The following is a 16,923-nucleotide window of genomic DNA, read 5'->3' on the forward strand; positions in this document are numbered from 1 at the left end:
TGTACCAGCCGTAGCTCCGATCTTTCGTGACGGCCCGTCTGATGGGGCGAATCCGGACGGGCCGTTTCGACTCGCTCACGGGTGGGCCCGGCAGGCTCTGGAAGAAATGCGGCGCCTGCCGGGCCGTACGACTCCGCGCGAAACGGCTCAGATGACCAGGACGCGGCGTCCGCGCGTATGGCCGGCCTGGCTGTCGATGTGTGCCGCCGCGGCCTCGGCGAGCGTGTACGACTTCTCGACCGGGATGTGGAGCTTTCCCCGGGCGATGAGGCCGACGGCCTCGGCGAGCGCCTCCGGCACATTCCCGGTCACCCCGGCGAACCGGACACCGAGCTCCGGCGCGCCGAGATCGGCGATGGAGATCACCTTCCGCGGATCCCCGGTCAGTTCGACGAGGTCGCGGATCACGCCCGAGCCGGCCAGATCGAGAGCCGCGTCGACTCGGCCGAGCTGCCGCACCCGCTCGGCCCACCCCTCGCCGTACGTCGTGGCGAGGGCACCCAGGCCGCGCAGATAGTCCTGGTTCGCGGCCCCGGCCGTGCCGATCACCGTGATGCCACGGTCGCGGGCGATCTGCAGCACCGCGGATCCGACTCCCCCGGAGGCGCCGCTGACCAGCAGTGTCTGCCCGGGCCGCACGCCGACCAGGCCGATGACGCGCAGCGCGGTCTCCACCACGGAGGGGTAACCGGCTGCCTCTTCGAATGTCAGGCCCTCGGGCATGCGGGCCCAGGCCGACAGCACGGCGAACTCGGCGTAGGTGCTCGAACCTCTGCCGAATACGTGGTCGCCGACCTCGATCCCGTCGACGCCCTCGCCGACCTCGTCCACCACCCCGGAGGCGTCCTGCCCGACTCCGGCGGGCAGTTCGACCGGATGGGCCTTCAGGGATTGGCCTTCGCGGACTCTCCAGTCGACGGGATTCACGCCCGCCGCCCGTACCGCGACACGTATCCGGCCGGGGCCCGCGTGGGGCTCCTCGGCATCCAGGAGTCGCAGAACGTCCGGACCGCCGAACTCGGCGAAGCTCACCTTCTTCATGCGGCCGACCGTAGCACTAACGGTTAGTGTTTTGAATCGGTTATTGATTTGCACCTGGTAGCGTGAGGGCATGACCGTGCCGCCCGGACGCCGTGAACGCAAGAAGGCCGCGACCCGCCAGAAGATCGCTGACACCGCGCTGCGGCTCTTCCTGGAACGCGGGTACGGCGCGGTGGGCATCCGTGACGTGGCCGCCGAGGCCGATGTGGCTGTCACCACGCTCTTCTCCCACTTCGCCTCGAAAGAGGCCCTGGTGTTCGAGCAGGACGAGGACTTCGAGCAACGCCTCACGCGGGCGGTGACCGGCCGGGCGCCGCACGAGCCGCTCATCCCCGCGCTGCGCCGCGAGATCCAGGCCCTGGTGCGCCATTGCACGGGGGACGGCGCTGCCCCGATCTGGAGCATGATCGTCGAAACGCCCGCCCTGCGGGAGTACGAGGAATCGATGAGGCTGCGTCATGCGGAGTCGCTGGCGACGGCCCTCGCCGCCGACCCCGGCCTGCCGCAGACCGCGACGGCCTGCCGGGCGATCGCGAGGTTCGCGGTCGACGCCTATTCGCTGGCCCGTGAGGCGGCCGATCCGGAGGCCGCGGTGGATGAGATCTTCGAGATGATCGATGCGGCCTGGGAGGCCGCCACTCCCGCCTCGGCCACTCGGGCCTGAAGCCATCTGTTTCACAGAGCCCCGGTGCTCCGGTTGTGTGCCACGGGCGATTACGTAACGTAGTCGAACCTGGTGAGTGTCACCATCCGCGACTAAAATGGGGGATTGCTGACCCCTGACACCGCACTGGAGGAGCCATGTCTGGTCTGGTCCGGGTGAGCTTCGACAGCCCCGACGAAACGCGGCCGTTCGAAGAGGGGAAAGGGGAGCTCCAGGTCATCAATTCCGAGACCGGCCCGGTGGGCCGGGCGACATTCGAGCCTGGCTGGCAGTGGTCCAAGCACGTCAAGCCCATCGCCGGGACCGACAGCTGCCAGGCCGCGCATGCCGCGTACTTCGTCACCGGCCGTATGAAGGTCGTCATGGACGACGGTGAGGAGAGCGAGTTCGGGCCGGGAGACCTGATGGTCTGCCCGCCTGGTCACGATGCCTGGGTCCTCGGTGACGAACGGTGCGTCGTCGTCGACTGGCAGGGCTACGGCGCTTACGCCAAGAGGTAGGAGCTCCGGGGGCGGCGGCCCCCGTCGAGCCGCTGCCCGGCCGGCACGAGAGGGATCGCCGCCCGGGTTCAAGGCAGCATTGGGTCAATCCATGCCGGTGAGCCCGTAGTTGACTCCATTGAGGAGAGCGTTGACCCCCCTGCCCAAAGAGCCGCCGATGACGCCGTCAGCCTCAGCAGGTGCGGCTAGAACGACGAGCGTCAAAGCAGCGATCACACTTGCTGCGAACGCGGTAACGGCCCGTCGGACACCTGTCATTGCGCCTCCTGGATCGAGCTCAGCGGCTGACCGCCTTTGCGTTGGAGGCATGCTTCCCCGCCATCGGGTCTGTAGGCACAAACCACCCGTACGACTGACTTGTCTCGGGGTGTGCGCCGGATCGAGCAGGCCGCCGCCGACGCTCTCGACGTCGTCGACTCGCTGCCCGACGCGTGTGCTCCGGTGCTGCTCGCCCTGGCCGGCTGCGCCGGTCACGCCGGGTACCTGGCCGTGATCGCCGCAGGAGCCATGGCACCCCCTTCCGGGGCGACCGCCCCACGGCCCCGGCTCCCGGTCCGTTCACCCGCCCGGCACCATCCAGCCCAGGACCGATGTCGACTGCAGCCACGCGAGCAGGCACAGCGCGGCCAGTACGCCCAGGCTCCAGCCGATCACCTTGCGGAGGATCTCGCCCTCGCGGCCGGAGATGCCCAGCGCGCCGGCGGCGATCACCAGGTTCTGCATGGCGGCGGCCTTGCCCTGGACGCCGCCGGTGCTGTTGGTGGCGGCCATGAGCAGAGGGGAGAGGCCCGCTTGCCGGGCGGCGGATGTCTGCATGGCGCCGAACAGGGCGTTGGACGAGGTGTCCGAACCGGTCAGGGCCACGCCGAACCAGCCGAGTAAGCCGGAGAGCAGGGCGAACGCGCGGCCGAGGCCCGCCAGCCAGGTGCCCAGGGATACGGCCATGCCCGAGAGGTTCATGACGTAGGACAGGGCGAGCACGCACGCGATGGTGAGCGCGGCCCGGCGCAGCCCGTACAGCGTCTGCGCGTAGCAGCGCACGGCCTGCCCGGCCGGTACCCGCAGGATGGCGGCGGTCAGGACTCCGGCGATCAGCAGCAGGGTGCCGGAGGCGCCCAGCCAGCCGAAGTCGAAGACGGTGACGGTGGCCGGGCGCCCGTCGGCGCCGAGGACCCTGAGGCCGGGCCAGGAGAAGGTCACCTCCCGGGATGCGAGGAGGCGCTGTACGGGGCCGTGGTACGAGGTCAGGGCGAACAGGACGATCAGGAGCGCGTACGGGGAGAAGGCCCGGACGACCTCCAGGGGGTGGTCGCGGTGCGCGGCGGTCTCCACCGCGTCCGTCTCCCCGGCACCCCTGGTCACCGACCCGGCCGCCACGGCTGCCGCCGGGACCGCCACGGCGGCGGCCCGCCGTGGCCGCCACACTCGCAGGAGGGCGATCAGCGCGGCCGTCGAGACAAGGGCCGCGACGATGTCGGTGAGTTGGTAGGCGAAGTAGTTCGAGCACAGGAACTGCCCCGCTCCGAAGCCCGCCCCGGCGGTCAACGCCGCGGGCCATGCCTCCCGGAGGCCCCTGCGGCCGTCGATCATGAGCAACAGGACGCACGGTACGAGCGCCGCGATGACGGCGGACTGCCGGCCGACCATGGCGCCGAGGTCGTGTGCGGGGTAGGCGGTCACCTTGGCCAGGGCCTGGATGGGGTTGCCGGCCGAACCGAAGGCCGCGGGCGCGGTGTTGGCGAAGGTGGCGACCGCCGCCGCCTTGAGCGGGCTCAGCCCGAGGGTGAGCAGCAGCAGGGACGTGATGGCGATCGGGGTGCCGAACCCGGAGAGCGACTCGACCAGGGCGCCGAAGCAGTAGGCGATGAGGATCGCCTGGACACGAGAGTCGCCGGAGAGCGAGGAGAACGTCCTGCCGACGACGTCGAAGTGGCCGCCGACGCGCTGCAGTCGGTTGATCCACACGGCGTTGAGGACGATCCAGACGATGGGGAACAAGCCGAAGGCCGCTCCCTCGGCCGCGCCGTCGGCGACCTGGTCGAGTGGCATGCGATAGACGGTGACGGCGATCAGGGCGGCCGTGCTGAGACCGCCGAGGGCGGCGCGGTGGGAGGCGGTGCGCAGGACTCCGAGGAGGGTCAGGAGCACCAGCAGGGGGAGGGCGGCGAGGAGCGCGGTGAGGGCCGGATGTCCGAGGGGGTCGGTGACTTGTCGGAACACGGATGCGTCTCGCTTTCTCCGGTGTACCGAGGGGTGCGGGATGGTCGTCCGCGAGTCGGCGAACCCATGGGGCGAGCGGGGCCGAAGCGGCCTGAGCGACAGAGTAGTTCCGTCATGCGGAAGGGGGATTTCTGTAGTCGGCAGGATGCGTCGCCGGTGTGCCGCCGTCAAGAGCCCCGGCGCGCGGGATCGACGAGGCCGCGCTCGCTGTCAGCGGTCCCGCAGCGCGGAGCCCAGCTTCTTCGCCGCTTCCGCGACCAGCGCGCCGAAGGTGGTGCGCGAGGTCGCGCTCATCCGGCTCGTGGGGACGTTGACGCTGATGCCGGCCACCGGCAGCCCCGACGCGGCGAGCACCGCCGCCGCCACCGCCGAGACATCCGAACGCCACTCGCCGCCGTTGGTCGCGTAGCCCCGCCCCCGGATGACGGCCAGTTCCGCCCGCAGCCGTTCCGGGTCGGTGATCGTGGTGCCGGTGAAGCGGGGGAGGCCCTCCGCGAGATAGCGCTCGACCGTCTCCGGCGGGCTCGCGGCGAGTACGGCCTTGCCGTTCGAGGAAGCGTGCAACGGCAGGTGCTGCCCCAGCGGCAGGACGATGCGTACGGGCTGCGCCGTCTCCAGTCGCTCGATCAGCACGACCTTGCCGCCCTCCGGCACGGTCAGATGGACCGTTTCGCCGGTGCGGCGGCGCAGCTCTTCCAGGACGGGAAGGGCCACGTCCCGCAGGCCCAGTTCACCGGTGGCGCTCCGGCCCACCCGCAGTGCCTTCGTGGTGATCACCCAGCGGGTGACCGCCTCGCCGGCGGGCCGGATCCAGCCGGCGGCGTGGAGGGTGACCAGCGCGCGCTGCACGGAGCTCTTGGGCAGGCCGAGCGCCCTGGCGAGCTCGGCGACGCCGACGGGCTGGCGGGCGGCGACCTCCTCCAGCGTCCGCAGCGCGTTGAGGACGTTCCGCATCCATTGACTCCTTCCGCTTCCCGTGCCTACGCTCCGGCATGCCTCATCACGGTACGGCGTGCCGTAACACGGCACAATACCCGGGGAGTTGACCGTCATGGCCTCCCGCATCGGACAGCACTTCCTCCAGATCCCCGGCCCCACCAACGTCCCCGACCAGGTGCTGCGCGCCATCGCGGCGCCGACGATCGACCATCGGGGCCCGGAGTTCGCCGCCCTCACCCTGCGGCTGCTCGACGGGCTCAAGCCGGTGTTCGGCACCGAGGGCCCCGTCGTCATCCACCCCGCCTCCGGCACCGGCGCCTGGGAAGCCGCCCTGGTCAACACCCTCAGTCCCGGTGACCGCGTGCTCTTCTGCGAGACCGGCCACTTCGCCACCCTCTGGCAGCGGATGGCCCGCTCCCTCGGCCTCGACGTGGTCTTCCTGCCCGGAGACTGGCGGCACGGCGCCGACCCGGACGCCGTGCGCCACGAACTCGACGCCGACACCGACCGGTTGATCAAAGCCGTGTGCGTCGTGCACAACGAGACCTCCACCGGAGTCACCAGCCGCGTCCCCGAGATCCGCCGGGCCGTCGACGACGCGGACCACCCCGCGCTGCTGCTCGTCGACGTCGTCTCCTCGCTCGCCTCGATCGACTACCGCCACGACGCCTGGGGCGTCGACGTCACGGTGGCCGGCTCGCAGAAGGGCCTCATGCTCCCGCCCGGACTGGGCTTCAACGCCGTCAGCCGCAAAGCGCTCGACGCGGCGCGCACCGCCCGGCTGCCCAAGTCCTTCTGGGACTGGCGCCCCGTCATCGAGGCCAACCGCCACGGTCACTTCCCCAGCACCCCCGCCACCAACCTCCTCTACGGGCTGGAGGAGGCCCTGTACATGCTCCAGGCCGAGGGCCTGCCGCAGGTCTTCGCCCGGCACACCCGCCACGGCGCCGCCACCCGGGCCGCCGTACGCGGCTGGGGACTCGACGTGCTGTGCGCCGACGAACGCGAGCACTCCGCCACCCTCACCGCCGTCGTCCTGCCCGAGGGCCACGACGCCGACCGGGCCCGCGCCATCATCCTGGACCGCTTCGGCATGTCCTTGGGCGCGGGCCTGGGCAAGCTCTCCGGCCGTGTGCTGCGCATCGGACACCTCGGCCGCCTCGGCGACCTCACGCTCTCCGGCACCCTCGCCGGAGTGCAGATGGGCCTCCAGCTCGCCGGTGTACCCCTCGACCCGCGCGGGCTCGACGCCGCACTCGACCTGCTCCGCGCCCCCTGAAGGGAAGCACGCGTGCCGACACCCTCAACCCCCGGCGACAGCACGGCCGATGACCTGCTCCGCCGGCTGCGGCGCGACCTCGACGGCGAGGCCCGCTTCGACGACTACACCCGCCACCTGTACTCCCGCGACGCCAGCATGTACGCCATCACCCCGCTCGGCGTCGCCTTCCCCCGCCACGCCGACGACGTCCGGGCCGCCGTGGCCGCGGCCGCCGAACACGGTGTGTCCGTCACCGCCCGCGGCGCGGGCACCAGCCTCGCCGGGCAGACCGTCGGCCCCGGCCTCATCCTCGACCTCTCCCGGCACATGCACCGCATCATCGACCTCGACCCCACGGCCCGCACCGCCCTCGTGGAACCCGGAGTCGTACAGGACCAGCTCAACCGCGCCGCCGCCGCACACGGGCTGATGTTCGGACCCGACACCTCCACCAGCAGCCGGGCCACCATCGGCGGGATGATCGGCAACAACTCCGCCGGCAGCGGCTCCCTGCGCCACGGCATGACCATCGACCACGTCCGCGCCCTGGACGTCGTCCTCTCCGACGCGACCAGCACCCGCCTCGCCCCCGTCACCGGGACCGAACGCGCGCGCCGCGCCGCCCTGCCCACCCTCGACGGCCGCATCCACCGCGACCTGCCCCGCCTCCTCGCCGCCAACTCCCAGGCGATCGCCGAGGACTTCCCCTCCTTCTGGCGGCGCGCCTGCGGATACCGGCTCGACCGCCTCGCCTGCGGTGCCTCTTTCAATCCCGCCCACCTCGTCGTCGGCTCCGAAGGCACCCTCGCCCTCACCACCCGCGCCGAAGTCGCCCTCGTACCCGCACCCGCCCGGACCGCCATCGCCGTCGGGCACTTCACCTCCGTGGCCGCCGCCGTCGAGGCCACCGAGGACGCCCTGGCCTGCGACCCGGCCACCGTCGAGCTCCTGGACCGCACCATCCTCGACCTCTCCCGGCAGAAGATCGAATACGCCTCGCTGAGCACCGTCCTCGAAGGCGACCCCGGCGCCCTGCTCTTCGTCGCCTTCACCGGCGACGACGAGGGCGAACTCCGCGGCCGCCTCGACCGGCTCACCGCCCTCTGGGCCCGCCACGGCCATGGCTACCACACGCTGCACGCCACCACCCCCGACCGGCAGGCCGCGCTCCTCAAGGTCCGCAAGGCCGGACTCGGCCTGCTCATGTCCGCCGGCGAAGGCACCCGACGCCCCCTGGCCTTCGTCGAGGACACCGCCGTCCACCCCTCCCACCTCGCCGCGTACACCCGGCGCTTCCGCGCCGTCCTCGACCGGCACGGCCTCACCGCGGGCTTCTACGGCCACTGCTCCGTCGGCTGCCTGCACATCCGGCCCTTCGTCGACCTCGCCGACCCCGCACAGGTCCGTACCATGCGCGCCGTCGCCGAGGAGATCAAAGACCTGGTCACCGAGTACGGCGGCGTCAACTCCAGCGAACACGGGGACGGCCTGGCCCGCAGCGAGTTCAACCGGGAGATCTTCGGCCCCCGCCTCTACGCGGCCATGCGCGAGGTCAAACGCCTCTTCGACCCCGACAACCGGCTCAACCCCGGCAAGATCGTCGACGCCCCCGCCATGACCGACCACCTCCGCGACGCCGCCCTCACCCCCGCCCCACCGCTGCGCACCCACCTCTCCTTCTCCGTGGTGGACGGCATGCGGGGCGCCGCCGACCGCTGCATGAACATCGGCGCCTGCCGCAAGTCCGGCACCGGCACCATGTGCCCGTCCTACATGGCCACCCGGGAGGAACACGACTCCACGCGCGGCCGCGCGGGTGCCCTGGTCAAGGCGCTCTCGTCCCCGGACCCCCACCGCGCCCTGGGCGACGAACGCCTCCACGAGATCCTCGACCTGTGCCTGATGTGCAAGGCGTGCAAGAGCGAATGCCCCCTCGGCGTCGACATGGCCACCCTGAAGGCCGAGACCCTCGCCCACCACCACGACCTGCACGGCGTCCCGGTCCGCTCCCGCGTCTTCGCCGGCGCGCGCACCCTCAACCGCCTCGGCTCCGCCACCGCGCCCCTGTCCAACCTCCCCGGCCGGATCCCCCTGCTGCGCACCCTGCTCGACCGGGCCCTGGGCATCACCCCGCACCGGCCGTTGCCCGCCTTCGCCCGGGGCAACCTCGTACGCTGGTCCCGACGGCGGAACCGCACGGTGCGGCCCGCGCCCCAGGGGCAACTCACCTTCCTCGCCGACTCATTCACCACCTACACCGAGCCGGACATCGGCCGGGCGGCCGTGGAACTGCTGGAACACTGCGGCTGGGAGGTCCGCCTGGAGAGCGGTGGCTGCTGCGGCCGCGCGGCCCTCTCCAAGGGCCTGGCCGACGTCGCCAAGAACCAGGCCCGCACCCTCGCCCACCGCATCTGGGCGTCCTCGCCGCCGGGTTCACCGGTCGTCGGCTGCGAGCCGTCCTGCCTGATGACCCTGCGGGACGAGCACCTGGCCATGCACCCCGACGACCCCGTGGTCAAGGACCTCGCCGGACGGGTCCGCCAGGTCGAGGAGCTGCTCCTCGACGCGATCGCCGACGGCCGCCTCCGACTGCGCGCCGACTCCTGGCCGGCCGGGCGACGTCTCCTCTACCACGGCCACTGCCACCAGAAGGCCGAGGTCGGCACCGAGGCCACCGTAGCCCTGCTCCGGTCGGTCCCCGGCGCCGAGGTCACCGAGCCGGACGCGGGCTGCTGCGGCATGGCGGGCTCCTTCGGCTACGAATCGGAGCACTACGAACTGTCCATGACGGTAGGAGCCGACCGGCTCTTCCCTGCGGTGGAGGCCCAGCCGGACGACACGGTCATCGTGGCCACGGGCACCTCGTGCCGCCAGCAGATCCTGCACGGGACCGGGCGGCGGGCCTGGCATCCGCTGGAGGTGGTGCGTGCGGCGCTGTGAGCGACGGCTCGTCCGAGGGCGGCGAACTGCCGACTCGTGAGCCCGGCCACGCCCGGAAAGGCGTGGGCCGAGAGCATGTGGGAGCCGGCCGCTCCCGAACTGTCCTGGGCCGTCGACTTGCGGCGTCGACGGATCGAGACACCCAACGATTTCTGGGACGCGGTCTGCGATGGCTTCGTAGGCGGGAGCGGCCACCACTTGTCGACGGGTTCGGGCAGCAACTGTCGATCACCGAGCAGTGAAATGCCGATGAGAACCGACACCGCTCGGTGGCGGATCCGACGTCTCGCCTCCGCTATTTGGTGATGCTGTGGCTGTTGTTCAGGGTGTCTTCGGGGTTTGCTGCCCTCGCCGGTCCGCGCCCTGTCGGCAGAGGCCCTCGAGGATGACGTTCATCAGAGGCCGTGCTTGGGGTTCCCATTCATCTCGGTCCAGTCGGCCGAGGTAGGCGATGAGCAGGAGGACCCCGCGGGCGTCCACGTCCGTGCGGATGGAACCGGCTGCTTTCCCGGCGTCCAGCAGGTGGCTGAGAGCGCTTTCGATGGGGTTCTGGCTGTGGGTGACAAGGTCTTGCCACGCTGCCGGCTCGAGCACTGCCAGGACGCCGTATTTGATCTCGGCGTAGTCGATCACTCGGTCGAGCCAGTGACGCAAGGCTTCCACGGGCTCGTGTTCCGCCAGCAGGGCGGAGGCGGCGGTCACGAGTTCTTCGACGTCGCGCCGGTAGACCTCGGCGAGGAGCGCTTCGCGGTTGGGGAAGTTCCGGTAGAGCGTTCCCTGTCCGACACCTGCGCGCTTGGCGATTTCGTTGAGGTGGACGTGGTGGGACTCGGCGAGGGCTGCGCGAGCAGCCTCAACGATGCGGGTCCGGTTCTGCACCGCATCCGGACGGCGTGCCGGCGCACTCATGGGGCCTCTCCTGATGTTCCGGCTCTGGCAAGTGGACACGTGTCCGGTAGGCTGCGCATACAGCGGACACGTGTCCACTTTACTTGGGGGCAGTAGTGCTTTCTCTTCACGGCAAGATCGTCGCTATCACCGGAGCGAGTGGCGGTATCGGCGAAGCCACGGCCCGGCTGCTCGCCCAGCGCGGCGCTACGGTCGTCCTCGCAGCCCGCCGTAGCGAGCGCATCGACGCCATAGCGCAGGAGATCCGTGAGCAGGGCGGCCGTGCCGCCACGTGCGTCGTCGACGTCACCAAGGCCGGGGACCTGCAGCGCCTGGTCGCCACCACCACCGACCAGTACCGCCGTATCGACGTACTGGTGAACAACGCCGGCATCGCCCCGATCAGTCCGCTGGCCGACCTCGACACCGAGAGTTGGTCGGCCATGATCGATGTCAACCTTCGCGGCATGCTCAACGGCGTCGCCGCCGCGCTGCCCGCCTTCCGCGAGCAAGGCTCGGGCCACCTGGTGAGCATCGTCTCCGTGGCCGGCCTGTCCGGCGTGTCCCCCTCGATGGCTGTCTACGCCGCGACCAAGAACGCGGTGCGCACCGTCCACGAGGGGCTGCGCAGGGAGTCCACCGACGGGGTGGTGCGCACGACAGCCATCTCCCCGGGATACGTCCGCACCGATCTCGCCGACTCCATGGCAGACCCGAACATGCGCGAGCAGACGCGCAAGAACATGGACGCGGTGGGCATCCCTCCGGCGGCGGTCGCCCGCGCGGTGGCCTTCGCCATCGAGCAGCCCAGTGACGTCGAGATCGGCGAGATCAACGTTCGCCCCACCGTCCAGGCGTGACACTTGCCGTCACCGGTCAGCGGCAACGGCCGCAGCAGCGGCCGTTCGGCGGCGAAGTACTCGCCGATCGTCCCGGGCCGCGACCGGTTTGCGGCGGTCGTCGTCCTCGGCGTCCTCCCTCTCGACCATCGCGTTGAGTTGGGCAGGGGAGTCGACATCCGGGATGGGGACCAGGTGGTTTCGCCCGAACTGCGGGCCGCCGGAGTGGTTCGGGCGGAATCCGGATGCCTGGCCGGACACCAGCCGGACCCGCGGGATATCGGATGTGATCGACAGGTACGACGTCCTGGTCGTGCACGTCGATCAGCGCGGACCCTTCAAGGGCGGTCGGTGGGAAGGCGCGGTCCTGGCCGGCATCTTCGACGGGGAGCGCAACTGGCTTGTGGGCCAGTCACCGAGCTGACCTCTGGTCGGCGGCCCGGAGAACAGCGCGTCCCCCTGCCGGTCCGCAGGCAGGGGGACGCGGTCGTTCAGGCGGTCAGCTCGCGTGCTCGGTCAGCACTCTATGACGCCGGTGGCAATGCCCTTGAACGCGCCGAAGAGCATGCCGGTGGCGACGCCTTCGGGGCCGGCCAGGGCGCCCTTGAGGCCGCCGATGACGATGTCTTTGCCGATCTTCTTGGCCATGCACTTGTCGTGCTCGTCGCTGCTGGAAGCGGCTGCGGCCATGAAGGAGTTCGCCGCCGTCATCATCTTGACGGCCTCCTTCGCGGCGGGGGTGTCGCTGCCCAGGGAGTAGGTCGGGGGCGAGATCGTTCCGGTGATGGTGTCGCCGGTGACGCCTTCGATGGTCTGGGTGACCGTGTTGCCGCTGACGGAGAGGTCGACCTTGTGGGTGGTGCCGCCGGTGTCCGTGACGGTGCCTGGGTGCACCGTGGCGATCGTGCTGCCGTCGGCGGCGTTGACCTGGACACCGCCCTTGAAGGCGGCCAGTTTGGCTCCCGCGGGCAGGTCCGCGGTGCCCGAGGCGGTCTTCGCGATGGCGGCAGGCTTGACGTCGGCGCCGCCGGAGCCACTGCCGGGCGCGTCCGTGCTGGTGCGGGCGACGTACATCGTGGACCCGGCCGCCGAGTTGATGACGGGGACGGTCACGGTCGCGTCAGCCGTCCACGGCTGGTTGTCGGTGTCGAAGGTCCATGTGCCGGTGACCTTCTTGCCGACGGCGGCGAAGTCGACCCATCCGTAGTTCTTGGACGGGACGTCGATCGCGATGCCGTTCACGGTCGTCTCGTCCGAGGTGTAGGTCTGCGTCGAGCTGAGCTGGCTGGAGATCATCGCCTGCACCGGGACGGAGACACCGACGGAGGTCGACAGGCCCGCGGAGTAGGACTGCGCCCAGCCGGAGTGGTAGATGGTGGTGAAGACCTGCTTCATCGTGGCGCCGGTGTCGTTGTACCAGACCGACGAGGCGGGCTGACGGGGCAGGACTTCGGGCTGCCCTTCGGACTTCTCGGTCCACGGACAGGTGGAGGTCTTCTTCGCGCACAGGTCGGCGTAGTAGTCGAGGGCGAGGCTCTTCGCCTCGGCGGCCTTCGAGGCGGGGATCGTCCATTCCTGGCTCGCGCTGCCGTTGCAGACGTTGGGCTGGGCGAGGATGCCCCACAGGTGGAGGCCACCCCGGTTGTCCATGCACCACTCGGTGCCGCTGCTGTCGTCGCGGCGGACGATGCCGATGCTGTTGGGCTTGCCGTCGACGGGGCGGAAGTGCCACTGCTCGCCGTCCTTGCCGCAGGACTGCTGGACGGCGGGCTGGGTGGCGTAGATGCACTTCCCGGAGGACGTGCTGGCGATGTTGAACGTGCCGGGGGCGCCGAGCTTGATCAGGCGCCAGTTCGTGTAGTTGGTGCCGTCGGGGGTGACGGAGATCTGGTTTCCGTCACCGTTGCCGGTCGCGTTGGGGGTGCCGTCGGTGTTGGTGAAGGTGTAGGCGGCGGCCGCGGGAGTCGCGGCCACGGCGAGGACGGGTAAGAGGAGGGTCAGGGCGACGGCCGGCGCGGCGAGAAGCTTCGCGGCTCTCTTGACGGTCTGTTCATGCTTCCTCTCTGTGGTGAGTGTGTGTCGATTCTGTGGATCTCCTGTCGCGTTCGGTGAGCGTAGGGCGGTGCGAGCCGGAATAGCAGATTCCCGACAGAACTGGCCTGAGTGATCTGGGACACCTCACGCACCGGCGGCAGAGGCGCTCCCCGCGTCGGTGCGGACAGGGCCGTTACTCTCCCCAGGGGCAGGAGGCGGCCGCGCGCTCCAGGCGGGTCACGCCCTCGGTCCGGCGCTCGCGGAGCAGTTCGGCGCCGAGCGAGTTGAGCGGAGCCGCGGCGTCCGACCGGGCGGCGCGTTCCACGATCGCGTCGACGAGCGAGCGGACCATGGCCAGGCGGGGATAGGCGGCGTGGATCTGCTTCTCCCAGGGAGAGACGATCTCCGCGTTGTGCCCGAAGTCGATGCCGACGCCCTCGCGGGTGAGGTAGGTCAGCAGGTCGCGGCGCTCGGCGCTGCCGGCAGAGGTGTGCAGGACGATCGCCTCCCACACGCGGCCGACGTCCGCCTCGGGGACCTTGTGCCGGCGCAGCAGATCCGCCGCCAGGTCCGCGCCTTCCACCTCGAAACGGGCTTTGCCCTTGGCGAGTTCGCCCACGCCCAGATCGTGCAGGACGGTCGCGGCGAACAGCAGGTCCCGGTCATAGGCGGCGTCCTCCAGGCAGCCTTCGTGGGCGGCGAGGAGCTGGGCGAAGAAGAAGCTGCGCACACTGTGATTGGCCAGCGACGGGGTCTCGGAGGTCCGTACGGCGGAGAGGATGGCCTCGGCCAGGGGGCCGGTGGGCAGTTCGAGCGAGAAGTCCATGGACGCAGGTTATGAACCGGACTTCGCCCTCGACAGTGGCACGCGGGCCGTGCACCGCTAGGATCGTGCCATGTCGACCACTGACGAACACCGGGTCGCGGTGCTGGCGCTGCCCGGAGTCCTTCCGCTCGACCTCGGCATACCCGTGCAGACCTTCGGGACGGACCCGCACTACCAGGTCACCGTCTGCGCCGATCCGTCAGCCGGCCCGGTCCGCAGTGGCGGGTTCATCGTTGCCGCACCGGCCGGGCTGGAGGCGCTGCGGGAAGCCGACACCGTCGTGGTCCCCGGCTACGAGGACCCGGAGGCCCCGCTTCCCGCCGCGGCGCTATCGGCCATCCGCTCGGCGCACGCGCGCGGAGCGCGGCTGGTGTCGATCTGTACGGGCGCGTTCGCGCTGGCCGAGGCGGGGCTGCTGGACGGGCGTCCCGCGACGACGCATTGGCAGAACACGGCCGCGTTGCGACGCCGGTACCCGCGGATCGAGGTCCGGCCCAACCAGCTCTACGTCGACGACGGCGACGTCCTCACCTCGGCCGGCGTGACCGCGGGCGTCGACCTGTGCCTGCACCTCATCCGCCGGGACTTCGGTGCCGCGGCCGCCGGCACCCGCGCCCGGGTGCTCGTCGCCCCGCCCCAGCGCTCCGGTGGCCAGGCGCAGTACATCGCACGCTTCCGGCCGGCCGCGTGCGGCACGGACCTCGCACCACTGCGCGGCTGGATGCTCGACAACCTGTCCCGCCGTCAGTCCGTGGACGAGCTGGCCCACCGCGCGCACATGTCCCGCCGGACGTTCATCCGCCGCTTCCAGCAGGAGACGGACACCTCACCGATGGCCTGGCTGACCGCGGCCCGCATCGACTGGGCACGCGAACTCCTGGAGACGACCACAGCCCCCGTCGAACAGGTCGCCCGCCTCAGTGGGTTGGGCAGTCCCGCGGCCTTCCGGGCGGCTTTCCATCGCCACGTCGGCACGTCCCCCGCGGACTACCGGGCCACTTTTCGGACGTAGTGCTGGTGCGGTCCGGCCAGGGCCTCCCCGAGGGCGTGGTCAGCTCGGACTCTGTCAAGGCCGCGAGGGCATCCCGGCCGGCGTGGTGAATCCTTGAATCCCCCTGAACCGCCCCATATCACCCCGCGATGGTGACCGTCATGTGCGGGGAGACGCTCCACCTGCCGTCCGGGTGGCCGACGGCATAGCTGACCCGGACCCTGCCGGGCGCGGGCCGGGGCAGGTGGAAGAGGGCGCTCGCTCCCACCCCGGAGGCGACGATGAGCCGGGTGTCGACCAGTGAGGTGCGCGGGACTCCGGTGTCCCAGCGCAGCCGCACTTCGTCACCGGCGGACATGCCCGTGTACGGGCCGATCCGCACGACGAGCCGCGGTGCGCCGGCGTGTGCGGTGATCACGCCGTTCTCCGTCCCTTCCACCTCGGGTGGGGCGAGCGGCTGTACGTCCATCCTTCGGAACCTCCCACGGCTGTCATCCGTCCGCCGGGCACCGGCGGCCCCGGCCCCGGGGCCATAGTCCCCTTTCCGGCTGATCCGTACGCATCCGGTTTTTCTTGTGTTCATGCTCGATTCAGGAACGGTGTCACAGCCGTGGCGTCGCCCTGGGCGGAGAAGGCCGCCCATGACGATGTGCTGTCGTTGAGCCAGACGTTGATTCCGTCGTCATCGACGGCGCTGGTGATGTGCACATCCGGCAGAAGGACGCGCGACGCGAACCGCAGGTGCCAGTCCGCGTGCAGCGGGGACAGGTCGAGGCGCGCCTGGTGTTCGTGCTCGGGTTCCCGTCCGGCGTGTATCCGCGAGAAGTCTCCATGCGAGCCCCCGGAGCTCCCTCGGGCAGGCATGACCTGGGCGAGCCCTTGGATGTACCCGCGCGCGGATCCGCCGTCGTCGGCCACGGTCAGGGCCACGAGACGGGTGCGTACGCGCGGCCGTCCCACTGCCACAGCCGGTCGGGGGCGGGGCATCCTGCCACAGCGGCCGGGCAGGGCGCCAGAGCGCGTATGGCCCCCGCGCAGGAGCCGGCCCGGCGCTTCTGAGGCGCCCCCGCCCTGCCGGAGAGCGGTTTCCGCACGCTTCCCCGGGCGCAGTATCGAGAAGGGCGGCACAGCAGAGGGGAGCGCTTCATGACCGTGATCGCCGGGCTCGTACACGATGGACGGGTGCACCTCGGCGGGGACGCGGCCGGTGTGTCCGGCCTCGACCTCACCGTCCGCCGGGATCCGAAGATCTTCCGCAACGGCCCCTACGTCATGGGCTTCACCACCAGCTTCCGTATGGGACAGCTGCTGCACCACGCGCTGAAAGCGCCCAGTCCCAAGGGCGACCTGGACCGGTTCATGACCACCGTCTTCGTGGACAAGCTGCGCGAGTGCCTCAAGGACGGCGGCTGGGCGAGCAAGGACTCCGAACAGGAGAAGGCCGGGACGTTCCTCGTCGGTGTGCACGGCCGCCTGTTCGCCGTCTACGACGACTACCAGATAGCCGAGCCCGCCGACGGATACGCGGCCGTGGGCTGCGGGGGACGGTTCGCACTCGGCGCTCTGCACGCCACCGCGGGCATGGGCCTGAAACCACGCAGGCGGCTGGCCCTGGCCCTGACGGCCGCCGGTCACCACAGCGCCGGGGTCTCCGCGCCCTTCAGCTACGTCACCGCACGGAAGCGCCCCGCCTGATCAGGGACGATCACCCGCTCGGCGGGCGAGGAGGCATGTCCGATTCCTTCAAGATGCCGCACTGAGCCGCTTGATTACATGGCGA

Annotated in this window: 16 protein-coding genes and 2 pseudogenes; 10 read left to right on the forward strand and 8 right to left on the reverse strand. The window is 70.8% G+C overall.

What is annotated here, in order from left to right:
- Positions 1-147 precede the first annotated feature (147 nt).
- Complete coding sequence (locus ACH427_RS15915) at positions 148-1,041, reverse strand: NADP-dependent oxidoreductase (RefSeq protein WP_398870048.1); 894 nt, start codon at positions 1,039-1,041, stop codon at positions 148-150.
- 70 nt (positions 1,042-1,111) lie between these two features.
- Here ACH427_RS15915 and ACH427_RS15920 point away from each other — a divergent pair, with 70 nt between their 5' ends.
- Both ACH427_RS15920 and ACH427_RS15925 read left to right on the forward strand, forming a co-directional pair.
- Entirely contained in the window at positions 1,112-1,705 is a 594-nt protein-coding gene (locus tag ACH427_RS15920) for a TetR/AcrR family transcriptional regulator (RefSeq protein WP_398870049.1), read from the forward strand.
- Positions 1,706-1,842: 137 nt separating this feature from the next.
- A complete protein-coding gene (locus ACH427_RS15925) occupies positions 1,843-2,205 on the forward strand; it encodes a cupin domain-containing protein (protein ID WP_398870050.1) in 363 nt (120 codons plus the stop codon).
- Positions 2,206-2,763: 558 nt separating this feature from the next.
- Here ACH427_RS15925 and ACH427_RS15930 read toward each other — a convergent pair.
- Entirely contained in the window at positions 2,764-4,425 is a 1,662-nt protein-coding gene (locus ACH427_RS15930; protein WP_398870051.1) for an L-lactate permease, read from the reverse strand.
- 210 nt (positions 4,426-4,635) lie between these two features.
- Positions 4,636-5,379: an IclR family transcriptional regulator gene (locus ACH427_RS15935; RefSeq protein WP_398870052.1), complete on the reverse strand. Its 744-nt coding sequence runs from the start codon at positions 5,377-5,379 to the stop codon at positions 4,636-4,638.
- A gap of 97 nt (positions 5,380-5,476) precedes the next feature.
- Between ACH427_RS15935 and ACH427_RS15940 the strand changes: the two genes are divergently transcribed.
- The 4 genes and pseudogenes from ACH427_RS15940 to ACH427_RS15955 all read left to right on the forward strand — a co-directional run bounded on the left by ACH427_RS15940 (position 5,477) and on the right by ACH427_RS15955 (position 9,565).
- Entirely contained in the window at positions 5,477-6,643 is a 1,167-nt protein-coding gene (locus tag ACH427_RS15940; protein ID WP_398870053.1) for a pyridoxal-phosphate-dependent aminotransferase family protein, read from the forward strand.
- 138 nt (positions 6,644-6,781) lie between these two features.
- Positions 6,782-7,192: pseudogene (locus ACH427_RS15945) on the forward strand (FAD-binding oxidoreductase); the annotation flags it as partial.
- 339 nt (positions 7,193-7,531) lie between these two features.
- Positions 7,532-8,557 (forward strand): annotated as a pseudogene (locus ACH427_RS15950) (FAD-binding and (Fe-S)-binding domain-containing protein); the annotation flags it as partial.
- Between the two features lie 12 nt (positions 8,558-8,569).
- The gene (locus tag ACH427_RS15955; protein WP_398870108.1) at positions 8,570-9,565 is read left to right on the forward strand and encodes a heterodisulfide reductase-related iron-sulfur binding cluster; all 996 of its coding nucleotides are present in this window, start codon (positions 8,570-8,572) and stop codon (positions 9,563-9,565) included.
- 321 nt (positions 9,566-9,886) lie between these two features.
- Here the strand turns inward: ACH427_RS15955 and ACH427_RS15960 are convergent, their stop codons facing one another.
- Positions 9,887-10,474, reverse strand: a complete 588-nt coding sequence (locus ACH427_RS15960; protein WP_398870054.1) for a TetR/AcrR family transcriptional regulator — start codon at positions 10,472-10,474, stop codon at positions 9,887-9,889.
- Between the two features lie 95 nt (positions 10,475-10,569).
- Between ACH427_RS15960 and ACH427_RS15965 the strand changes: the two genes are divergently transcribed.
- Together ACH427_RS15965 and ACH427_RS15970 are read left to right on the forward strand one after the other, a co-directional pair.
- Positions 10,570-11,313 carry an SDR family oxidoreductase gene (locus ACH427_RS15965; RefSeq protein ID WP_398870055.1) on the forward strand — a complete coding sequence of 248 codons (744 nt, stop codon included), beginning with the start codon at positions 10,570-10,572 and terminating at the stop codon, positions 11,311-11,313.
- Positions 11,314-11,578: 265 nt separating this feature from the next.
- Positions 11,579-11,716: a hypothetical protein gene (locus ACH427_RS15970; protein WP_398870056.1), complete on the forward strand. Its 138-nt coding sequence runs from the start codon at positions 11,579-11,581 to the stop codon at positions 11,714-11,716.
- Between the two features lie 92 nt (positions 11,717-11,808).
- Here ACH427_RS15970 and ACH427_RS15975 read toward each other — a convergent pair whose 3' ends face one another.
- Positions 11,809-13,266, reverse strand: a complete 1,458-nt coding sequence (locus ACH427_RS15975; protein ID WP_398870057.1) for an RICIN domain-containing protein — start codon at positions 13,264-13,266, stop codon at positions 11,809-11,811.
- A 253-nt stretch (positions 13,267-13,519) separates the two neighbouring features.
- On the reverse strand, positions 13,520-14,152 hold the full coding sequence (locus ACH427_RS15980; protein WP_398870058.1) for an HD domain-containing protein: 633 nt from the start codon (positions 14,150-14,152) through the stop codon (positions 13,520-13,522).
- A 70-nt stretch (positions 14,153-14,222) separates the two neighbouring features.
- On the opposite strand from ACH427_RS15980, the gene ACH427_RS15985 reads away from it, so the two are divergent.
- Positions 14,223-15,164, forward strand: a complete 942-nt coding sequence (locus ACH427_RS15985) for a GlxA family transcriptional regulator (RefSeq protein ID WP_398870059.1) — start codon at positions 14,223-14,225, stop codon at positions 15,162-15,164.
- Positions 15,165-15,282: 118 nt separating this feature from the next.
- On the opposite strand, the gene ACH427_RS15990 is transcribed toward ACH427_RS15985, so the two are convergent.
- Both ACH427_RS15990 and ACH427_RS15995 read right to left on the reverse strand, forming a co-directional pair.
- Positions 15,283-15,612: a hypothetical protein gene (locus tag ACH427_RS15990; protein WP_398870060.1), complete on the reverse strand. Its 330-nt coding sequence runs from the start codon at positions 15,610-15,612 to the stop codon at positions 15,283-15,285.
- A gap of 110 nt (positions 15,613-15,722) precedes the next feature.
- Complete coding sequence (locus tag ACH427_RS15995) at positions 15,723-16,073, reverse strand: hypothetical protein (RefSeq protein ID WP_398870061.1); 351 nt, start codon at positions 16,071-16,073, stop codon at positions 15,723-15,725.
- A 216-nt stretch (positions 16,074-16,289) separates the two neighbouring features.
- Between ACH427_RS15995 and ACH427_RS16000 the strand changes: the two genes are divergently transcribed.
- Positions 16,290-16,838, forward strand: coding sequence for a hypothetical protein (locus ACH427_RS16000; RefSeq protein WP_398870062.1), 549 nt, complete (start codon positions 16,290-16,292; stop codon positions 16,836-16,838).
- Positions 16,839-16,923 lie beyond the last annotated feature (85 nt).

Origin of the sequence: Streptomyces sp. NPDC020379 (assembly GCF_044387105.1) — a bacterium.
GTDB lineage: Bacteria > Actinomycetota > Actinomycetes > Streptomycetales > Streptomycetaceae > Streptomyces.

Bases quoted from the DNA above. Each gene is read 5' to 3' on its own strand.
- ACH427_RS15915 (WP_398870048.1), bottom strand. From the start codon at position 1,041: ATGAAGAAGGTGAGCTTCGCCGAGTTCGGCGGTCCGGACGTTCTGCGA.
- ACH427_RS15920 (WP_398870049.1), top strand. From the start codon at position 1,112: ATGACCGTGCCGCCCGGACGCCGTGAACGCAAGAAGGCCGCGACCCGC.
- ACH427_RS15925 (WP_398870050.1), top strand. From the start codon at position 1,843: ATGTCTGGTCTGGTCCGGGTGAGCTTCGACAGCCCCGACGAAACGCGG.
- ACH427_RS15935 (WP_398870052.1), bottom strand. From the start codon at position 5,379: ATGCGGAACGTCCTCAACGCGCTGCGGACGCTGGAGGAGGTCGCCGCC.
- ACH427_RS15940 (WP_398870053.1), top strand. From the start codon at position 5,477: ATGGCCTCCCGCATCGGACAGCACTTCCTCCAGATCCCCGGCCCCACC.
- ACH427_RS15955 (WP_398870108.1), top strand. From the start codon at position 8,570: ATGGCCACCCTGAAGGCCGAGACCCTCGCCCACCACCACGACCTGCAC.
- ACH427_RS15960 (WP_398870054.1), bottom strand. From the start codon at position 10,474: ATGAGTGCGCCGGCACGCCGTCCGGATGCGGTGCAGAACCGGACCCGC.
- ACH427_RS15980 (WP_398870058.1), bottom strand. From the start codon at position 14,152: ATGGACTTCTCGCTCGAACTGCCCACCGGCCCCCTGGCCGAGGCCATC.
- ACH427_RS15985 (WP_398870059.1), top strand. From the start codon at position 14,223: ATGTCGACCACTGACGAACACCGGGTCGCGGTGCTGGCGCTGCCCGGA.
- ACH427_RS15990 (WP_398870060.1), bottom strand. From the start codon at position 15,612: ATGGACGTACAGCCGCTCGCCCCACCCGAGGTGGAAGGGACGGAGAAC.
- ACH427_RS16000 (WP_398870062.1), top strand. From the start codon at position 16,290: ATGACCGTGATCGCCGGGCTCGTACACGATGGACGGGTGCACCTCGGC.